This window comes from Shewanella submarina (assembly GCF_042646185.1).
Classification (GTDB): Bacteria; Pseudomonadota; Gammaproteobacteria; order Enterobacterales; family Shewanellaceae; genus Shewanella; species Shewanella corallii.
In genome coordinates this window covers 194,364-215,019 of sequence record NZ_JBHRTD010000001.1, presented here as the reverse complement: position 1 = coordinate 215,019, position 20,656 = coordinate 194,364, and the positions used below count along the sequence as shown (strand labels likewise).

Genomic DNA, 20,656 nt, shown 5'->3' with positions numbered 1-20,656 from the left:
GAAAACACATTGTGAGAATGAATATGCTTAAACAACTCGCCGACAAACTCGACCAGGCAGCGGCTAACGCCCAAAGCATCACCCAGCTCTCTGCTTCGACCCAGCTATCTCTGCATGAGGCCTATGAAGTGCAGAAGCTCAGTATCGGGCTGCGACTGCTCAGGGGGGAGAAATTAGTGGGCTACAAACTGGGTTTCACCAGCCGGGCCAAAATGGAGCAGATGGGGGTTGATGATCTGATTTGGGGTCGACTGACAGATACCATGATGATTGCCGACGGTGGCCAGATAAGTCTGAGCGACTATGTTCACCCCAGAGCCGAACCTGAAATTGCATTTCGTCTCAAGCATCCCCTGTCGGGCAAGGTCAGCAAAGAAACGGCGCTGGCAGCCATTGATGCTGTTGCCTGCGCCATCGAAGTGATCGACTCCCGCTACCAGAATTTCAAGTTCTCCCTCAGCGATGTTATCGCCGATAACTGCTCCAGCACAGGCTATGTCGTGGGGCCATGGCATGACGCTGACACTCAGCTGGATAACCTGCCCATGGTGCTGAAAGTAGATGGCGTCGAGGCGCAGCGGGGCAGCAGCATGGATATTTTGGATCATCCACTGAATTCGCTTATCGAAGCCGCCCGCTGCGTTGCTGAATATGGTGAGTCGCTGCAACCGGGCCAAATTGTATTGGCAGGCGCCGCCACTGCAGCGGTGGCACTGGCACCGGGGCAAACAATCTCGGTGGAAGTCGAGGGACTGGCAAGCTGCCACTTCAGCACCATGGCTCAACCGCTTTAATCAAGGCAGGGAAACAATAATGACAAGATTCGCCAACACACTCGATTTTGCCCGGGAGATGGATCAGCAGGACGCACTGGCTCACTATCGGCAGCAATTCCATCACCCGATTATTGACGGTAAGTCTGTGCTCTATTTCACCGGCAACTCGCTGGGGCTGCAGCCTGTCAAAGCCAAAGAGTATATTCAGCAGGAACTGGATGATTGGGCCAAATGGGGCGTGGAAGGCCACTTCCATGCCACCAATCCCTGGGTGAGCTACCACGAAATACTGACTCCGGCCTCAGCTCAACTGGTGGGTGCCAACGAGTCTGAAGTGGTCTGCATGAACTCGTTAACCACCAACCTGCATCTGCTGTTCGTTTCCTTTTATCAGCCAACCGCCAAGCGCTTCAAAATCATCAGTGAAGCCAAGATGTTTCCGTCTGACCGTTATCTGCTGGAGACCCAGGTTCGCCATCATGGCTTTGATCCTGACGAAGCCATCATTGAAATTGCCCCCCGCGAGGGCGAATACCTGATCCGTGAAGAGGACATTATTGCGGCAGTGAATGACAATGCCGATGAGCTGGCCCTGCTGTTCTTCGGCGGCGTGAATTACTTTACCGGTCAGCTGTTTGATATGCGCAGGCTCACCGAAGCCGCCCACAAAGTCGGCGCTTTGGCTGGTTTCGACCTTGCCCACGCCATTGGCAATGTGCCCATGCAGCTGCACGACTGGGATGTGGATTTTGCAGCCTGGTGTACCTACAAATACCTCAATGCCAGTGCAGGCAATGTGGGCGGTATATTCGTTCACGACCGCCACGGCGACAATACGGAAATCAACCGCTTTGGTGGCTGGTGGGGACACAACAAGAGCCGGCGCTTTTTGATGGAGAATCACTTTGAGCCCATGTCCGGCGCCGAAGGCTGGCAGCTCAGTAATGCGCCCGTGATGGGCATGGCAATACTGAAAGCCTCTTTGGATATCTTCCAGCAGGCGGACATCAATGTGCTCAGAGCCAAGAGCCTGAAGCTGACCGCCTATCTGGAATTTGTATTCAACGATGTCATCGGCCAGTTTCCCGATATCAATCTGGAAATCATCACACCGACAGATCCTGCCCGCCGGGGCTGCCAACTTTCAATCAGACTGGCAGGCACCAATAAAGAGTTCTTCCAGGCACTGACACAAGCCGGTGTGATTGCCGACTTTAGAGAGCCTGACGTGATCAGACTGGCGCCGACCCCCCTCTATAACTGTTTTGAAGATGTTTATCAGCTGGGGCAGACACTGAAGTCATTGGCCCAGGACTGGCAAACAAAAGGCTGGCAGACAAACGGCTGGAGAACAAATGGATAAGCAGATGGAAAATATCACCATAGCAGGTGCCGGACCTGTCGGAGCACTGCTGGCAGTGATGCTGGCGAGACAGGGCTACAGAGTGGACCTGTTTGAATCCAGAGCCGACTCCCGTAAAGCCAATATTTACCAGGGCAAGTCAATCAACCTGGCGCTGTCGGACCGGGGCTGGCTGGCACTGGAGGCCGTGGGAGTGGGTGACACCATACGCGAACATGCGATCCCCATGTATTGCAGGGTTATGCACGATACCCAGGGACAGCTGACCAGACTGCCCTATGGTCAGGACGAGCAGGCTATTTGGTCGGTATCCAGAGCGGGCATCAATGAGCAACTGATCTCCCTGGCAGAGCAGGAGCCCTTAATTAATATCCATTTCGAACATCGTCTTGCCGAGCTGGATTTCGACTCACTGGAAGCCAGATTCTCAACTAAAGATAGCGGGCTTGTGACACATAACTCAGACCTGCTGTTTGGGGCCGATGGCACCTTCTCCAAGGTACGTAGATTGGCTCAGGAGCTGCCCCGCCAGCGGATCAGCCACAGTCTTGAGTATATGCCGCAAAGCTATATTGAGCTGACCATAGAGCCCAACGCAGATGGCAGCCATAAGATGGAGAAAAATGCCCTCCATATCTGGCCCCGAAAAGCCTTTATGCTGATCGCCCTGCCCAATACCGATGGTTCCTTTACCTGTACCCTGTTTTTGGATCAGGAGGGTGACACCTCATTTGAGTCTTTGGACAGCGAGGAAAAAGTCACAGCCTTTTTCGAGCAGAACTTTACCGATGCTCTACCCCTGCTTTCCAACCCTGTAGACGCCTTTATGTCCAAGGCCGCTTCGCCTCTCTGCCTGGTTCATATCTACCCCTGGGTATTCAATAACAAGGTTGGACTGATAGGTGATGCCGCCCATGCCATGGTGCCGTTTTACGGTCAGGGGATGAACTGTGGGTTTGAGGATTGCCGGGTACTCAGTGAACTGGTTGCGCAACACGAGGGGAATTGGGAGTCGATTCTTGCGGCTTACCAGAGAGAAAGAAAGCCCAATGGCGATGCCATTATTGAGTTGGCAAAACGCAACTTTGTTGAAATGAGTGACCTTTCCGGTGACAGTAATTTCCTGCTGCGTAAAAAAATTGAGCAGCAATTCAGTAAGATGTATCCAGAACTATGGGTACCACTGTACTCGATGGTGACCTTCTCGCCCCATTTGCCATACGCCTCAGCACTGGCCATTGGCGACATTCAAACTGAGATCATGGATGAGATCATGCAATTGGAAAATATTCATCAAGAGTGGCAATCACCCCATGTTTACCAACTAATGCATAAACTGGCATTGGCGAAACTGGAGAAATAACTATGACATGCCCACTGAATAAACCGGTTCGCCCCAACAGCCGGGAGATGGAAGATAGCATACACACTGACTTCAAGGATGATATGTCCTACGGCGATTACCTCTGCCTTGACCAGATCCTGTCGGCGCAGCACCCCCTGTCGGAAGTCCATGACGAAATGCTGTTTATCATCATTCACCAAACCAGTGAGCTCTGGCTGAAGCTGGCGGGGAATGAACTGGAAACCATGATAACCAATATTCAGGAGGGGGATTTCAGCCACGCTTTTAAGGTGATATCCCGGGTAAGGCATATTCTGAATCAGCTGACCCAATCCTGGAACATCCTCTCAACCCTGACCCCGGTGGATTATCTGAAGTTTCGCGATGCACTGGGACGCTCATCAGGTTTCCAGTCATACGGCTATCGAAAGCTTGAGTTTTTACTGGGGAATAAAAACACCTCTTTGCTTAAGGTTCATGAGAGTAACCCCAGAGTGCACAGTGAGCTGAAAGCAATACTGGAACGGCCAAGCCTGTATGACGAGACCATTAAGATACTGCACCAGCAGGGACTGACTATCGATGACTCTGTGCTTAACCGGGACGTGACGCAAGCCTATGAGGCCAACACTTCCGTGCTGAACGCCTGGCTCAGTGTTTATCGCAACGCAGACGCCCATTTTGAGCTGTATGAACTGGCTGAGAAGCTTATTGATATCGAAGATGCCTTCCAGCAGTGGCGCTTTAAGCATATGTATGCGGTACAGAGAATTATCGGCAACAAGATGGGAACCGGTGGTTCATCTGGTGTTGGCTTTCTGAAAAAAGCACTGGATATCAGCTTCTTTCCAGAGCTGTTTGAACTAAGGACACACCTTTGAATGATAGAGCATCGTGATAAAGCCTGGTTCGAACGGGAGTACTCCCCCAGTAGCTGCATTGAGGATATCAATGTTTATATTCAGCAATACTGTGACCAAAGCCAGGCAGTAACCCAGCAGGCTATCGCCAATAACACTGTCATCAGGGCGATACAGTATGGCGCCAGTGAAGATGAGGTTCTCGACCTCTACCTGCCAGGTGCTACAGCCAATAATGACGACAGCCAAAGCGGGACTCAGACCGGCAAAAAACTCCAGGTCTACATACATGGCGGTTACTGGCAAGAGCTGAGCAAGGATGAATCTTCCTTCGCAGCCCCAGCCTTTCAACAGGCCGGACACTATTTTGCGGTGATCAATTACAGTCTCGCCCCCAAAGCCAGTCTCACTGAAATCGTGCAGCAAAATCGTAAGGCACTGGTGTGGCTTGCCACCAATGCAGAAAAGCTGGGGTTTGATGCGGATGAGATCTACCTGTCAGGCAGCAGCGCCGGGGCACATCTTTGCCTGATGATGCTGCAAACCAACTGGCTGGAGTACCTGTCCCAACTTGATGACGCCGGGGTAAACGAAATGCCCCTGTGCCAACCAGAATGCCAGCTGAAGAGCCCTGATATCAGGGGAGTCTGCGCAGTAAGCGGGATCTATGATATTGAGCCTTTGCTGCACACAACAATTAATGACCCGCTGCAATTAACGGCCCAGGAGGTCGAAGCCAACAGTCCTTTGAACCATGCCACTCCACACCAGTGCCCGGTAATTATTGCCTACGGTGATAACGAAACCAATGAGTTCAAGCGCCAGAGCCTGATGATGAAGACACAACTGGAGCAGGAAGGTTTTGAACTGACCCTGGGTGAGATATCCCAACGCAATCACTTCGACGTAATTTTGGATTTGGGTCAGGTCAATTCCTGGTTATTTAAACAAGTGCAGCGTCAAATGAACGCCGAGTAGATCTGCCCACTATCCCCTGGCGTACTGCTGCAGGATAGCACTGAGCTGCTTGGCAGGTCTGGCAATTTTACTCTGCTTCAGATACACCAGATGCCAGTAGATATTCAGCCCTTTTTCTCCCAGTGGCACAGCCATTATCGCGCCGGACTCCAGATAGGGAGACATCAGGTGTTTTGACATTATGGTGATGCCGTAATTGACCTTCACCAATTCAATAATCGCCTCATTAAACCCCACTTGAAGCACCTTCCTCGGCAGAATATTTTCCGGCTGGAAGAAAAGCTCATACTCCCTGTCTTTCTCAGGAATGATGGAGTTGGTGATATAGGTTTCATCACTGAAATCTTCAGCCAACAGATACTGCCTGTTCGCCTTTTCATGGTCCTGTGACAAACAGGCCATTAGCTCATCCTGCAGCAGGAAACTCGACTCATAGAGATTGTCATCCAGTGACAGACTTTTCTGTGCGCTTGAGATCATCGCAATATCCACGTCACCATTGAACAGGGCATTTAACGGCTGCGATGCGGCGGTAATCTCCAATTCGATATGGGGTAAGTCGGAAGCAAAGTAACGGGTAACGGCCGGAAGCCATTTAAAGGAAGCATATTGAGGCAGACCCAGCCTCAGAACCTGCTCGATACCATCGGATAAACGGGCGATGTCATATTCGGCCCGCCCCAGCTCATCGAGAATTTTCTGGGCTGAGTGCAGTAAACGCTTACCGGCATTGGAGATGATTAGCTTCCTGCCCCGGCGGACAAACAGCACTGTATCGAGACGGCGCTCGGCTTCGCGAATTCGATTGCTCAACGCGGGCTGGGTAATAAACAGCGACTCTGCCGCTTCTTTCACTGTCTCCGACTTAGCAATCGTACAAATCATTTTCAGGTGATTGATATTAAGCTGAATCTTAGAGATATCCATAAATTACCCGCTCAATTCATATTAAGTCTGAATATCAGGACTGCTATCAAACACATTCAGAAAATGAATTATTCCTAAAACTTAATTCAATTATTTTTATAAAACATAATCAAGTAGCTTGGGATTATCAAGTTGGAGTAAGTGCCTCTACCACAGGAATAAACCGAATGAAGTCTGCAAAGCTGGAGCAATTGGGACTGGAGCTATATCAGGCAATGCGCGCCCGGAAAATGCTGCCCCCGTTAACGGAGCGAGAGCCAGAGTTGACCCTGGACGACGCCTATAAAATCTCTCTGCATTTCCTGCAACACAGACTCAATGATGGCGAACGTGTCATAGGTAAAAAGATCGGCCTGACCAGCGAGGTGGTCCAGCAGATGCTGGGGGTACATCAACCTGACTTCGGCTTTTTAACTGATGCCATGATGTTTGAATCCGGCAGTGACATCCCCTTCGCCCGCCCGCTTATTCAGGCCAAGTCAGAGGGTGAAATCGCCTTTATTTTAAAGCGAAGCTTACAGGGCCCCAATGTCACAGAACAGGATGTACTCGATGCAACAGACAGCGTAGCAGCATGCTTTGAAATCGTGGACTCACGGGTAAAGGACTGGAAAATCAAAATCGAAGATACGGTCTCCGACAATGCCTCCTGCGGCATCTTTGTGATGGGGCGCGAGCGTGTCTCTCCTCAGGATGTGGATTTTGAAAACTGCCAGATGGTGATTAAAAACCACGGCGAGGTTGTTGCCAGAGGTCAGGGCTCCGCGGCATTGGGCTCACCGCTCAAGTGCGTCGCCTGGTTGGCCAATACATTGGGCAATTATGGCATCAGCCTGAATGCCGGAGACATTATCTTATCCGGCTCGCTTGCCGCCATGATCCCCTGCCAGCCCGGCGATGATATGACAGTTGAAATCGAGGGGATTGGCGGCGCCAGCTACCGCTTTATTTAGCCGGACACACCTGCACTTCAGCAATAATGAGAAATCAGCAAATGGTGAATAACAAAGTCAATATCGCCATCATTGGCTCCGGAAATATCGGAACAGACCTGATGATTAAGGCGCTTAGAAGCCCGATGTTAAACCCGGAGTGGATGGTAGGGATCGACCCCGACTCAGATGGCTTGAAACGGGCCAGGTCGCTGGGGCTGAAAACCAGTGACGCAGGTATTGATGAACTGCTCAGACATGTGGAAGCCGACAAGATTCAGATCGCCTTTGACGCTACCTCTGCCTACGCCCATAGGGAGCACAACGACAAGCTGCAGAGCAAAGGGGTGAAGGTAATCGATTTAACACCGGCAGCAATCGGCCCTTACTGCATTCCGTCGGTCAATCTGGAACGCCTGATGGCCTCCGACAATCAAACATCGCCAATCAATAACTTCAATATGGTGACCTGCGGCGGTCAGGCCACCATTCCCATTATTGCCGCAATAAGCCAGGTTCAGGGCGTTGAATATGGCGAAATTGTCGCCACTATCGCCTCCAAATCGGCAGGCCCCGGAACCCGCAAAAACATTGATGAATTTACCCGGACAACTGCCAGCGCCATTGAGCAGCTTGGTGGCGCAAAACAGGGCAAGGCCATTATCGTCATGAACCCGGCCACGCCACCTTTGATGATGCGGGACACAGTGCATTGCCTTACCGAAACCACACCAAACCAGCAGGCAATTACAGACTCAGTGTTAGCCATGATGAAACAGGTTCAGCAGTATGTTCCCGGTTATCGCCTTAAAAATGGGCCGGTATTCGATGGCAATCGGGTGTCAGTCTTCCTGGAAGTGGCAGGGCTTGGAGACTACTTACCTGAGTATGCAGGCAATCTTGACATCATGACTTCGGCTGCACTTGGCACAGGTGAAATGTTGGCGAGACAACTGAGCGGCCAGCCACAGACTCATATCGAATAGATGAGGGGATCAAAGTGAATATCAATAACAAACATATCACCCTCCACGACATGTGTTTGCGCGATGGCATGCACGCCAAACGTCATCAAATCAGCCTGACAGAGATGATTAGCCTGGCCACGGCACTGGATGATGCCGGAGTGCCCTTGATTGAGGTCACCCATGGTGATGGCCTTGGCGGCAACTCACTCAACTATGGCTTTGCGGCTCACAGCGACGAAGAGTATCTGTCGGCCGTTACCCCTCTGATGAAGCAAGCCAGGATATCTGCCCTGCTACTGCCCGGAATTGGGACTGTGGATCATCTGCGTATGGCCCATGACCTGGGCGTCAGTACCATTCGGGTTGCGGCCCAATGTACTGAAGCCGATGTGACCGAGCAGCATATCGCTTTGTCCCGCAATCTGGGGCTGGATACTGTCGGTTTTCTGATGATGGCCCATATGCTTGAGCCCGGTGAGCTTCTGCAGCAGGCAAAGTTGATGGAGAGTTACGGGGCCAACTGTATCTACTGCACAGATTCTGCAGGCTATATGCTGCAGGATGACGTGTATGCGCGCATTTCAGCCTTGCGGGATGGATTAAAGCCGGAAACCGAAATCGGCTTTCATGGACACCATAACCTGGCGATGGGTGTCGCCAACTCACTGACAGCCGTCGAGGCGGGAGCCAGCCGTATCGACGGCTCAGCCGCTGGACTGGGAGCCGGAGCAGGCAATACCCCCCTTGAAGTATTCAACGCTGTCGCCACCCGTATGGGAGCAACCACTGGGGTAGACGTATTTAAGCTGATGGCAGCGGCAGAGGAGATAGTCGTTCCCTTAATGGATCAGCCCATACGGGTTGACCGGGATTCTCTGGTACTGGGCTATGCCGGTGTTTACTCGTCATTCCTGCTCCACGCCAAACGTGCCGCCGAAAAGTACGGCGTCCCCTCAGAACAGATACTGCTGACTCTGGGACAAATGAAAACCGTAGGCGGCCAGGAAGATATGATTGAAGATGTCGCCATCAACCTGGCCAAGGGGAAGTAGTTATTGCCACTGCGGCAATCTCCGCACACAAAAAAACCGGACTTAAGAAAGTCCGGTTTTTACTGTCAAGGCTACCTGAATATCACAGATGTTCTTCTGCGTATTCTGCCAGGCGTGAACGTACTACGCCGTTGAGGTAGATGTTGGCACTGCCTTCGAAGTTTTTGAACCTTTCAACTATGTAGGTCAACCCCGATGTCACGGCAGTCAGATAGTTGGAGTCAATCTGCGACAGGTTACCGCAGCAGATCAGTTTAGTGCCTTCGCCCATGCGGGTAATCATGGTCTTGATTTGCGAGGCGGTGAGGTTCTGACATTCATCCAGCAGTACAATGGAGTTCTGGATGGAACGTCCGCGCATAAAGTTGATGGACTTAAACTGGATATTGGCCTTTTCCATGATGTAATTCATGCTGCCGGACGGATTCACATCATGCTTGTGCAATACCTCAAGGGTATCTGTCACAGCGGCCAGCCAGGGCATCATCTTCTCCTCTTCAGTACCGGGCAGGAAGCCGATGGACTCGGCAATCTCCGGGGTACTGCGGGTCACAATGACCTTTTCGTACTGGTTACGCTCCACCACCATCTCCAATGCCGCAGCCAGTGTCAGCAGGGTTTTACCACACCCGGCCGGGCCGGTGAGCACCACCAGATCGATATCCGGATCCAGTAACGCTTGCATCGCCATACCCTGATAGATGTTCTTGGGCTTAACGCCCCAGGCCTCCTGATTCAACAGCCGGTTGCGGCCCAGATCCAGAATATGTACCTGTTCATCATCCCGGTCGACCACACGACCACAGAAATCAGACTCATCGTCTATCAGGTACTGGTTGACATAGAGTGGCGTTTCATCCATCTCCTTCAACGGTACCTCATGCACTGTATTGCGACCCTGACGCGCAGTAGATACGCGATTCAGGTGCTCCCAGAAGTTGCCCTTATATTGATAGAAGCCCGTGGTGAGGAAGCGAATATCGTCGATCAGCTGATCGGTACGATAGTCCTCGACCCGTTCCATACCGGCACCTTTGGCCTTGAGGCGCATATTGATATCTTTGGTGACCAGTACCACGGAACGTGGGCTGTACTGCTTTTGCAGGTGGAGTGCAGTGTTGATAATACGGTTGTCGTTATTATCACCTGGCAGAGTGCCTATGGTGAAATCGATTTGGTGGTCGGGGAAAATAGCTAATTTGCCGGATGCCGCAGTTTGTCCTTCACGGCTTGGCAGGGGGACGCCGTTGACGATTTGTTCAGGTGTGGTCAGTCCGCCTATGGCGTCTTCAAGTGCACGAATGGCGACTCTGGCGTCGCGGCTGACATCGCGCTTTCTGTCTTTTATCTGGTCGAGTTCCTCCAGAACTGTCATCGGTACGACGACATCATGTTCTTCAAAAGAGTAAATGGCTAAAGGTTCATGTAAAAGTACGTTGGTATCCAGTACAAACAACTTTCTGCCGTCTTGCTCCATGGCGCCTCCATTCCAGCATGTTGCCAGTGTTGATTAACCGAGTTCTTACCGCAGCTGCTGTGCCTCCTTCTCCACATTTTTGTCGCCAGGACAAATGTTTAATTTATGTTAATAGTGGCATCAATACGGCCAAAGCTCAACTGACTTTTCACTCGGTACATCTCAGTTTAGTGTCACCTATATGACAGCAAGATGACTGCCAGACTGAGGCAGACAAAACCCCTTTCAGCTGTAATTTGCAAAGCTTCATTTGTAATCTCTGCCAAGGGGATTTAGTCTGGATCTCCGCCCGTAATATCTCCCCAGCGGAGGCTATCTGGTATGTATTTCCCAGTCAGCACTTTGCGGTTTCAACCGCCAATTTCCATGTCCTTGATCTGTCAGCAATCTGCAGTGGCCTGTCGGCAATTTCCTGCTGCAGGCAACTCAGTTTCCCTGACCCGACGAAGGCAAAATCAGTCGAATGCATGGCCAGTGCATCTTTTTTATGAAGCCCACAAATTCCTCAAAGCCCGATTTGACCGCAGTTCTTTGCTGCCAGCCCGGTTTTGGAGTGGATTTAGCCGTGGTCGCCGACTTGTATCCCCAAGTGGCTTGGGTATACCATACGCGCCCTTTGTGAAATGTGCCGGAGAAAAGAGTTAGTTATGCCGTTCGCCTTAGGTCAACGCTGGATCAGCGATACAGAATCAGAACTGGGATTGGGGACCGTGGTACAGGTTGAAGGCCGCATGGTCACAGTCCTGTTTCCGGCCACGGGTGAGAACCGCATGTTCGCCCGCACCGATGCCCCCCTTACCCGTGTGATTTACAACCCGGGTGACGACGTGGAAAGCCATGAAGGCTGGACACTGAAGATCGACTCCGTTGAGGAAAAGGACGGCCTTGTTTTCTACTTTGGCACCCGCAGTGACAACGGTGAAACCATCGAGCTGCGTGAAACTCTGCTGAATCACAATATTCGCTTCAATAAGCCTCAGGACCGTCTGTTTGCCGGCCAGATTGATCGTCTGGACCGCTTTACCATGCGTTACAAGAGCCAGCTGCTGCGTCACCAATTGGCCAGCTCAGACGTACTGGGACTACAGGGCCCGCGTGTCGGCCTTATTCCTCACCAGCTGTGGATTGCCCATGAAGTGGGTCGCCGCTTCGCTCCGCGGGTTTTGCTGGCTGATGAAGTCGGTCTGGGTAAGACCATTGAAGCCGGTTTGATTATCCACCAGCAATTGATGACAGGTCGCGCCGAGCGCGTGCTGATTATCGTACCTGATACCCTGCGTCATCAGTGGCTGGTTGAGATGCTGCGCCGCTTTAACCTGCGCTTCGCCGTGTTCGACGAAGACCGCTGTGTTGAGGCTTTCGCCGAGCATGACAATCCTTTCTACACTGAGCAGCTGGTGATCTGTTCACTGGAACTGTTGCGCAAAAAACGCCGCCTTGAGCAGGCGTTGGACGCTGACTGGGATCTGATGGTTGTGGATGAAGCCCACCATCTGGAATGGTCTGAAGATGAACCAAGCCGCGCCTACCAAACTGTCGAATCACTGGCAGAAGTGGTTCCGGGCGTACTGCTGCTGACGGCGACCCCGGATCAGCTGGGTCATCAAAGTCACTTTGCCCGCTTGCGCCTGCTGGACCCGGATCGTTTCTACGATTACGAAGCCTTTATCAAAGAGGAAGACAGCTATAAAGAAGTTGCCGAAGCCGCAGAAGCGCTGGCCGGTGATGAGAAGCTGTCTGACACCGCCATTAACAGCCTGACTGAGCTGCTGGGAGAGAAAGATATCGCCCCGGCAATCCGTATGATCCAGGCCGATGAAGTGGACGTGGAGATGAAAGAGGCTGCCCGCCGCGAACTGCTGCAGGAGCTGCTGGACCGTCATGGTACCGGCCGCGTACTGTACCGTAACAGCCGCGCTTCGGTAAAAGGCTTTCCACAGCGTATTTTCCACCCTCATCCGCACGCCATGCCACAGGAGTATGTCACTGCAGCCCGGGTTAACTCCATGATGGGCGGCTATCGCAGCCTGCAGCAAAAGATCTCCATGGCGCTGGCACCTGAGAAGATGTACCAGGAGTTCGATGAGAACAATGCCGGATGGTGGAAGTTCGATCCTCGCGTGGATTGGCTGATCGATTTCCTCAAGAATAATCGTTCCAAGAAGGTGCTGATTATCGCCAGCCAGGCAGAGACTGCTCTGGCGCTGGAAGAGGCCCTGCGCACCCGTGAAGGTATTCAGGCCACAGTATTCCACGAAGGCATGTCCATTATTGAGCGCGACAAGGCCGGTGCCTACTTCGCTCAGGAAGAGGGCGGCGCCCAGGCGCTGATCTGCTCTGAAATTGGCTCTGAAGGTCGTAACTTCCAGTTTGCCAGCCATTTGGTGCTGTTTGACCTGCCACTGAACCCGGACCTGCTGGAGCAGCGTATCGGTCGTCTGGACCGTATCGGTCAGAAGAACGATGTGCAGATCCACCTGCCATACCTGACAGGCACGGCTCAGGAGCGTCTGCTGACCTGGTATCACCAGGGGTTGAATGCCTTTGAACTGACCTGTCCAAGTGGCCATGTGCTGTTCAGCGAATTCGAAGAGGAGCTGGTTAAGGTTCTGATTGAAGATGATGCAGATGCCATGACCAATCTGCTGAACCATACCCAGACCCGTTACAAAGAGCTGAAGCAGGCAATGGAGCAGGGCCGCGACAAGCTGCTGGAGATCAACTCTCACGGTGGTCACCGTGCACAGGAGCTGGTTGAGCGTCTGTCCAGTCGCGACAATGACACAGGCCTGATTGGTGCAGTTATCCGTCTGTGGGACATTATCGGTGTTGATCAGGAAGACAGTGGCGAGAACACCATTATCCTGCGTCCAAGCGAGCATATGATGTTCCCAACCTATCCGGGTCTGCCGGAGGATGGCATCACAGTGACCTTCGACCGTGATACGGCTCTGTCCCGTGACGATATTGCGCTGATCACCCAGGAGCACCCTCTGGTACAGACGGCACTGGATCTGATCACAGGTTCAGAAACCGGCAGCACCAGTGTGGCCGTGCTGAAGAACAAGGCACTGCCAGCCGGTACCCTGTTCCTTGAGCTGGTCTATCTGGCTGAAGCCTCTGCGCCGAAAGCCAGTCAGGTACACAGATACCTGCCACCGACGCCTATCCGGGTACTGCTGGACAAGACAGGTAACAACCTGTCTGCCAACGTTAACTATGACAACTTTGACCGCCAGCTGAGTGCGGTTAACCGTCATATCGGCAGTAAGCTGGTCAACGCCTCTCAGACGCTGATGCACCCACTGCTGGCCAAAGCTGATGAAGTGGCAAAGGTTGAGCTGGATACTCTGCTGGACGGTGCCCGTGACACCATGACCACTCAGCTGACCGCTGAGCTGGAACGTCTGGAAGCGCTGAAAGCCGTTAACCCGAACATCCGTGAAGAAGAGCTGGACTATCTGCGTGATCAAATGGTTGAGCTGAAACGCTATCTGGATGATTGTGCTCTGCAGCTGGACGCTATTCGTCTGGTACTGGTCAGCCACGCCTGATCTTCTGCTGAGCATTAAGAGAGCCCTGCCCTGTGCGGGGCTTTTTCATATTTGTGCCACTATTCTTGATATACTCAATCGAAGGGAATGACTCCCGCCAACGCCTGTTGGGCTTTTCTGGAAATCATGTACAAGGATTTTTACGTGCTCAGATCCACCCTTGCCTTTGTGTTGTCGACTCTGTTGTTATCGAGTGGCCACGCCGAGACCCTCAGCTATCAGCCAGCCACAGCGCAGCCCGGCTATGGCTATCTGCCCGATGATGAGCTGCATGCCATCGATGTGGATGGACAGGCGCAACAGGTGCTGGTCAGAGCATGGGAAGGCAAACATCAATATGGCGCAGTCATACTGCTGGCCAACCCCGGTCAGGTGCCTGACACGCCGGGTCTGATCGCCCACCTGCGACGTTCACTCAACCCTGATGGCTGGGCCAGCCTTAACCTGACCTCCCCGACTCCCCTGCCCAGAGCCAGTTTCTCCACCACGGCTGAATCCATTGCCAAAGCCGGAGAAGGCCAGCTTGAGTTGGCTTCGGTCAGCGCCACACCAGGTTTCACCCAGCAGCAGATGAGGGAGTTTATTGAAGAGAGGCAAAAGAGTGTCACCGCCTCGCTGGCGCAACTGGACACCATAGGCAGTGAGTATCCCGGAAAACGTGTGTTGGTGGTCAGCAACCAGACGGCAGCTATGGTGATAGAGCTGCTGCATTCCAAGCAGATGAATACGCCGGATCTGCTGGTCGTATTCAATCCCTTTTTGCCGGAGAAAAAATCCAATTCGGCACTGGTGAAAGCGCTGGCGGAACTGGAGATACCTGTGCTGGATATTCAGTCTCCCGATGGCCACCCCGCCTCCCGGGAAACCCTGGCCCAAAGAAGCAATCTTACCCGCACCAAGGGACCAGCCAAATATCGCCAGCTCAAGCTGTCTCTCAACCTGGATCTGCCCAGCAGTTGGCAGCATGCCTCCAAAGCGATTAAAGGGTTTGCCTACACCAGCCTGATCCGCTGATTACCAGCTCTGACGTTCAGACCAGGCCTTGCCCGGGTCTTTGGTTTGACGTCTGGCCGCTATCTTACTGTTACGCCCTGCAAGCAAACGGATTTGATACCAGGACTCTCTCGCCAGCAGACTCCTGACGCCGGCCAGCCAACTCCTGTGGGTACTGTGTTTGATTGCCGCAGCCGCATCGGGTGAGGTTTGCCTGATTCTGTCTGCCATAGCCAGGGCCTCTGCGCCGGGCTGTTCATAAACCCGGGTGATAAGCCCATACTCTGCAGCCTGCTGCGCCGACAATATCTCTGCCGTCAGCGTCAACTCAAGTGCCTTGTCTCTTGGAAGTATGCTGCGCAACATTGCCAGTCCGGCCATATCCGGCACCAGCCCCCACTTGGCCTCCATAATGGAGAAGTCACTGTCCGGTGAGGCGTAACGCATATCTGCGCCCAGAGCAATCTGCATGCCTCCGCCAAAGCAGTGACCTTCAAGCACGGCAATGACAGGAACCGGCAATCTCTGCCAGCCAATAGAGACTCGCTGAGCCAGATTGGCATTACCCGGCAACCACTTAAATAGCAGCCTGACCGCCTGCATAGGTTGTTTCATCACGCTTTTTACATCCAACCCGGAACTGAAGTTGCCTCCAGCCCCGGTCAGAATAACGGCTCGAATACTGGAGTCCCGGCGGATCAGCCGCTGCGCCTCACAGATATCGAGGAACATCTGGAAGTTCAGAGCATTGAATTTCTCAGGCCTGTTAAGGGTCACGAAGGCGATCTGGTCTTTTACTTCAAAAGTCACATACTTCAAAGACATAGGGTTCTCCTACCGGTCTGGATGGGCCACAGTAGAACGATTTGCATACAAAATGCAAAGACTTTGTTAAACTGCCGCGCTTCAGCAGCACCACAAGGGTAAATTAGAAGGGCCTTAATTTACCGCCGTTTGCACTGAGTCCGGCCCGGAAAATAGTCGAAAGTCCGTCAAGTCCCGAAATCGGTGTTAGGCTTGTTATAACGGGCAAAGCAGGGATAAGGGAGCTATGGCGACTCAGATATTGATATGCGACGACTCAGCGATGGCGAGAAAGCAGATGGCCCGCAGTCTGCCGCCGGAATGGGAGGTCGAGGTAAACTATGCCGCCAATGGCCAGGAGGGCGTTACTGCCATCCGTGAAGGCAAAGGCGAGATCGTATTTCTCGATCTGAATATGCCGGTCATGGATGGCTACCAGGTGCTGACCCAGGTGCAACAGCAAGACCTGCCTGCCATGATTATTGTCGTCTCAGGTGATATTCAAGCCAAAGCCCACGAAAGAGTTAAAGCCCTCGGCGCCATAGATTTCATTCAGAAGCCGGTTAACCTCGATGCGATACGTACCCTGCTGATCAACTACGGCATTCTGATGCCCGAAGAGACCCCTGTTGTTGAACAGACTGAACAACTGGCAAAGGCCGACGATGACTCCCCCTTTGTAAAAGTCGACCTGCGCGACGCCTGTCAGGAGGTCGCCAATGTCGCCATGGGCCAGGCAGCAGACTTGCTGGCCAAACTACTGGATGTGTTCGTCAAACTCCCCATCCCCAACGTCAATGTGCTGGAAACCAGCGAGCTGACAATGGCGCTCAAATCTGTTGAACATGAAAGTAAAGCCTCGGCTCTGTGCCAGGGCTTTATCGCTGCTGGCGTGGCCGGAGAAGCCCTGCTGATGTTTTATGACGGCAGCTTTGAGGAGATGGCCGAGTTAATGGGACTGGATAATCCCAGGGATCCCGACACAGAAATTGAAGTGTTGATGGACACAGGCAATGTACTTGTGGGGGCATTTTTGCGTGGTGTGTTTGAGCAACTGCATATGAGTTATAGCCAGTCTCACCCCGTAGTGTTGGGACGACACTGCAATGTATCTGAGCTTATCAATGCCAGAATCAACAAATGGCAACGTACCCTGGCGATGGAGATCAATTACCAGATAGAGAGCTACAACATTCGCTGTGATCTGCTGCTGTTGTTCACTGAAGACTCCATTCCCACCTTGAATACCAAGCTCAGTTATTTGCTGGATTAAAGACGTCAGGAAGCCCTATGCCTAATCAAATGAATGAACTGCACCGGCTGATCGAAATGGTCCAAACCATTGAAGTGGGCTTGGTGATGCTGGATAAAGATTATCGGGTGCAGCTTTGGAACGGTTTTATGGAGAACCACAGCGGCATCTCCCCCAACACCCTGCGTGACCGTAACCTGTTTGAATGCTTCCCTGAGCTGCATGAAGAGTGGCTAAAGAAGAAAATGGAGGTGGTATTCACCCTGCAAAACAGAGCCTTTATCAGCTGGGAGCAGAGACCCTATATCTTCCGTTTTAAAAACTTCCGCCCCATTACCGGGCAGGCGGAGTTTATGTACCAGAATGTCACCCTGTTTTCCCTGTCATCACTGACAGGAGATGTCACCCATATCTGTATGATCATCTACGATGTCACAGACGTTGCAGTGAACAAATTACAGCTTAAAGAAGCCAATGCCGAACTGGCTGAACTGAGCCAGATTGATGGCCTGACCAAGCTCTATAACCGCAGACATTGGCAGGATTTGCTGAACCGGGAGTTTGAGCGCTACCAACGCTATCACGAGCATGCCAGTCTGGTGATGCTGGATATCGACTTCTTCAAGTCCATCAATGATAACTATGGTCATGTGGTCGGCGACCGGGCGATTCAGCATCTGGCCAAATTGATCCGTGACTCTCTGCGTGAAACCGATGTGGCAGGTCGATATGGCGGTGAGGAGTTTGGCATAGTCCTGCCCAACACAGATGCTGCCAGCGCCAGTCAGTTTGCCGAAAGACTGAGACAGAAGGTGGAGCGTTCCCCACTGAAAGCGGAAGGACAGAATATTAAGTTCACCGTCAGCGCAGGTATTTGCATGCTGGATGATGAGATAGCACAGAACTCAGACTGGATCCGCCGGGCCGATGCTGCCCTGTACCGGGCCAAAGAAACGGGGCGTAACAATGTGCAGGTGTATACAAAAGATGAGGATAGTCAGTAAAAAACCCGCCAGTTGGCGGGTTTTTAATATTCGTACCGAAGCGCAGGATTAGTGCAGGGTCTCTTCGTCTTCGTCATCTTCCGGCATTTCGTCACCCACAAAGTAGGTGCCCCAACCGTCATACTCAACCTTCTGCTTGACTGCCAGGTTCATCAGTTGCTCACAGGCCTGATCCAGCAGTTCCACTTCCAGGCGATGGTTGGCAATGGCGTCAAAGCAGTACAGAGTGCTGCCATCTTCCAGCTCAATCTCTTCGGCGTCATTCACCTCAAAACCCAGCTTGAAGGCATCTACCGCAGCTTTTTCCAAACGGTCAAAGTTGGTACTGGAAAAGTGATGCTCAATCACATACTCGGCATCAGGATCTGAACCATCATCCATCAATGCCTGTACGATTTCGCGGTTCTCTTCCAACTGCTCTTGCAGCATACGTTCAATAGACATGCTCGTCTCCATCTAAATCAACGGCCGGAGTATAACAAACTTCTACCCTTGGGCAGCAGTGGTTCTATACCAACTTCATTAATAGTTTGATCAATTCAGAGCGTGTCAGGGATTCTGATTCCAGGCGCATTGATTGAATAAGGGTGGCTCCCTTTAAGAGCAATGCAACACAGAAGCAGGATTCCTGACACGCTCACGCAGTGCGGGTTTCAATGCACTTGATACTGCGTTGAGTCGTCTTGACATAGAACCACTATGACTTCGCCGACTCGCCTTGCCTCAAGCACATTGAACTCCCGCTGAAACAGATCAACTATTAAATGAAATTGGTATTATTCATCATGGCAGAAGCTTCTGCGTTCAGCTGCGCCAACTTCTCTTCCATGATTTTATGGACACGACCGGCAAGCTCTTTAACTGAGTCTTTGCCCAGACCTTTGGTCTCTACCGGGTCCATTACCTCAATAATCACCACACCGTTGTTCCAGCGGTTGAGGCGGATATCGCTCTGGTTGGAAGCCAGCACAGGTACCATGGGCACACCGGCAGCAATTGCAGTATGGAAAGCACCTGCCTTGAAAGGCAACAGACCACGGCCACGGCTGCGGGTTCCCTCAGGGAAGATCCACACAGACAGGCACTTTTCTTTGATCTTCTGAGCCGTCTTGGCCATGGTATCGAAGGCTTTGCTGCGGTTTTTGCGGTCGATAAGGATATTACCTGACAGCCAGTAAATCTGGCCGAACAGCGGCATCCACAGAATGCTCTTCTTCCCCAGACTCACAGTCCCTTTTGGCACTGCGGCGGTGTGAGTGAACATGTCATAGTTGTTCTGGTGATTGGCCAGATAGACGCAAGGCCCCTTGGACTCACCGGCAGGTCTGCGAACAATAACCTTAATACCCAAAACAGGCGCCACAGCTGAAAACAGCTTGGCGAACATATGTACATTGTCTCTGTGAAGCGGTCGTAGCAAGCAGTACAGGCCACCGAAAAGGAAAGCGAATACCAGCATAACAGCCAACAACAGACATCTGACGATTAACAGCACGACAGTCTCCTGCAGAAAAATTGGCGACAGTATAGCCAGCAACTCACTGTCGCTCAATCTTTTGATAACAGCTGTACGCTTAAATAACGTTCACTTCAAATCAGGTTTTCAGGCCATTGATTTATAAGGTGCTAACCGCAAATAGGTCAGTCTGAACACCAAAGCTGACAGCGCCAGGGTAACCACAATCGCGGCTCCGGCGGGCAGATCATAGCTGGCAGACAGCCAAAGTCCCAGTAAATAACCCACTGCACCGACCAGATAAGCCCATGCCAATGCCCATTTAGATTTGCACCTGTTGATGGCCAGTGCCGGCAATATCAGAGAACTGAACACCAGATATACCCCAACCAACTCAACCGACAGCGTAATCATCAGAGCAAACAGCAGATAGAAGGCCCGGCCCGACAATAACTGCGGACGCCAAAGCACTAATGCCAACACCAGTATTGAAGCTATGGCAGGCAGTATCAGTGTCGACCAATCGACCCAGAGGATCTGTCCTGACAATACCTGCTTCAGCAGTTCACCACCGTGGGGATCGTGGGACAGAATCAACATGGCAGACACGGCGGCCAGCACGTAGAAGCAACCGATCATCGCTTCCAGCTCCTGAGCCATATGCTTTTCCAGCCAGGCGATCAATCCCGCGGCCGCCAGTGCAAAACACAAGGGCATCCACAGGTTTGCCAGGGGCATATGTTCCATCTCGTGGCTCATATGCACCAGCACGGTTCCCAGCGCGGCAACCTGAGCAATCGCTAGGTCGATAAAGATAATGCCGCGCTTGAGTACCTGACGCCCCAGAATCACATGGGTTGAAAGGACCAATATGCCAGCCACAAAGGCCGGCATCAGTACCTGAAGCATTTCTGC

The 20,656-nt window shown here is 52.2% G+C and carries 18 protein-coding genes; 12 read left to right on the top strand and 6 right to left on the bottom strand.

Annotated elements, in window-relative coordinates:
• Positions 1-23 precede the first annotated feature (23 nt).
• From ACFOE0_RS00995 to ACFOE0_RS00975, 5 genes are read left to right on the top strand one after another with little or no spacing between them, the layout of a single operon-like run.
• Positions 24-794 carry a 2-keto-4-pentenoate hydratase gene (locus tag ACFOE0_RS00995; RefSeq protein WP_248936551.1) on the top strand — a complete coding sequence of 257 codons (771 nt, stop codon included), beginning with the start codon at positions 24-26 and terminating at the stop codon, positions 792-794.
• Between the two features lie 19 nt (positions 795-813).
• Positions 814-2,139, top strand: a complete 1,326-nt coding sequence (kynU, locus tag ACFOE0_RS00990) for a kynureninase (RefSeq protein ID WP_248936550.1) — start codon at positions 814-816, stop codon at positions 2,137-2,139.
• Positions 2,132-3,502 carry an FAD-dependent oxidoreductase gene (locus ACFOE0_RS00985; RefSeq protein WP_248936549.1) on the top strand — a complete coding sequence of 457 codons (1,371 nt, stop codon included), beginning with the start codon at positions 2,132-2,134 and terminating at the stop codon, positions 3,500-3,502. Before kynU ends, ACFOE0_RS00985 begins: the two co-directional genes overlap by 8 nt.
• 2 nt (positions 3,503-3,504) lie before the next feature.
• Positions 3,505-4,365, top strand: coding sequence for a tryptophan 2,3-dioxygenase (gene kynA, locus ACFOE0_RS00980; protein WP_248936548.1), 861 nt, complete (start codon positions 3,505-3,507; stop codon positions 4,363-4,365).
• The gene (locus tag ACFOE0_RS00975; RefSeq protein ID WP_248936547.1) at positions 4,366-5,322 is read left to right on the top strand and encodes an alpha/beta hydrolase; all 957 of its coding nucleotides are present in this window, start codon (positions 4,366-4,368) and stop codon (positions 5,320-5,322) included.
• 9 nt (positions 5,323-5,331) lie between these two features.
• On the opposite strand, the gene ACFOE0_RS00970 is transcribed toward ACFOE0_RS00975, so the two are convergent.
• A complete protein-coding gene (locus ACFOE0_RS00970) occupies positions 5,332-6,249 on the bottom strand; it encodes a LysR family transcriptional regulator (protein WP_248936546.1) in 918 nt (305 codons plus the stop codon).
• Between the two features lie 167 nt (positions 6,250-6,416).
• On the opposite strand from ACFOE0_RS00970, the gene ACFOE0_RS00965 reads away from it, so the two are divergent.
• From ACFOE0_RS00965 to dmpG, 3 genes are read left to right on the top strand one after another with little or no spacing between them, the layout of a single operon-like run.
• Positions 6,417-7,202 (top strand): fumarylacetoacetate hydrolase family protein, encoded by a 786-nt coding sequence (locus tag ACFOE0_RS00965; RefSeq protein ID WP_248936545.1) that lies wholly within the window; start codon positions 6,417-6,419, stop codon positions 7,200-7,202.
• 44 nt (positions 7,203-7,246) lie between these two features.
• Positions 7,247-8,167, top strand: a complete 921-nt coding sequence (locus ACFOE0_RS00960; RefSeq protein ID WP_248936712.1) for an acetaldehyde dehydrogenase (acetylating) — start codon at positions 7,247-7,249, stop codon at positions 8,165-8,167.
• Between the two features lie 14 nt (positions 8,168-8,181).
• Positions 8,182-9,201: a 4-hydroxy-2-oxovalerate aldolase gene (gene dmpG, locus ACFOE0_RS00955; RefSeq protein ID WP_248936544.1), complete on the top strand. Its 1,020-nt coding sequence runs from the start codon at positions 8,182-8,184 to the stop codon at positions 9,199-9,201.
• An 82-nt stretch (positions 9,202-9,283) separates the two neighbouring features.
• Here the strand turns inward: dmpG and ACFOE0_RS00950 are convergent, their stop codons facing one another.
• Complete coding sequence (locus ACFOE0_RS00950; protein ID WP_115137568.1) at positions 9,284-10,678, bottom strand: PhoH family protein; 1,395 nt, start codon at positions 10,676-10,678, stop codon at positions 9,284-9,286.
• Positions 10,679-11,325: 647 nt separating this feature from the next.
• Between ACFOE0_RS00950 and rapA the strand changes: the two genes are divergently transcribed.
• The gene (gene rapA / locus ACFOE0_RS00945) at positions 11,326-14,232 is read left to right on the top strand and encodes an RNA polymerase-associated protein RapA (RefSeq protein ID WP_248936543.1); all 2,907 of its coding nucleotides are present in this window, start codon (positions 11,326-11,328) and stop codon (positions 14,230-14,232) included.
• A 126-nt stretch (positions 14,233-14,358) separates the two neighbouring features.
• Positions 14,359-15,246, top strand: a complete 888-nt coding sequence (locus ACFOE0_RS00940) for a DUF3530 family protein (RefSeq protein ID WP_283106477.1) — start codon at positions 14,359-14,361, stop codon at positions 15,244-15,246.
• On the opposite strand, the gene ACFOE0_RS00935 is transcribed toward ACFOE0_RS00940, so the two are convergent.
• Positions 15,247-16,050, bottom strand: a complete 804-nt coding sequence (locus ACFOE0_RS00935) for a crotonase/enoyl-CoA hydratase family protein (protein ID WP_248936541.1) — start codon at positions 16,048-16,050, stop codon at positions 15,247-15,249. It abuts the gene before it with no gap.
• 226 nt (positions 16,051-16,276) lie between these two features.
• Between ACFOE0_RS00935 and ACFOE0_RS00930 the strand changes: the two genes are divergently transcribed.
• Positions 16,277-17,302: a response regulator gene (locus ACFOE0_RS00930; RefSeq protein ID WP_248936540.1), complete on the top strand. Its 1,026-nt coding sequence runs from the start codon at positions 16,277-16,279 to the stop codon at positions 17,300-17,302.
• A gap of 17 nt (positions 17,303-17,319) precedes the next feature.
• Complete coding sequence (locus ACFOE0_RS00925; protein WP_248936539.1) at positions 17,320-18,285, top strand: GGDEF domain-containing protein; 966 nt, start codon at positions 17,320-17,322, stop codon at positions 18,283-18,285.
• A gap of 48 nt (positions 18,286-18,333) precedes the next feature.
• Here ACFOE0_RS00925 and rraB read toward each other — a convergent pair whose 3' ends face one another.
• The 3 genes from rraB to ACFOE0_RS00910 form a co-directional block, all read right to left on the bottom strand.
• A complete protein-coding gene (gene rraB, locus ACFOE0_RS00920; RefSeq protein WP_248936538.1) occupies positions 18,334-18,729 on the bottom strand; it encodes a ribonuclease E inhibitor RraB in 396 nt (131 codons plus the stop codon).
• 316 nt (positions 18,730-19,045) lie between these two features.
• Entirely contained in the window at positions 19,046-19,780 is a 735-nt protein-coding gene (locus tag ACFOE0_RS00915; protein ID WP_248936537.1) for a 1-acylglycerol-3-phosphate O-acyltransferase, read from the bottom strand.
• A 108-nt stretch (positions 19,781-19,888) separates the two neighbouring features.
• On the bottom strand, positions 19,889-20,650 hold the full coding sequence (locus tag ACFOE0_RS00910; protein WP_248936711.1) for a metal ABC transporter permease: 762 nt from the start codon (positions 20,648-20,650) through the stop codon (positions 19,889-19,891).
• Positions 20,651-20,656: the final 6 nt, after the last annotated feature.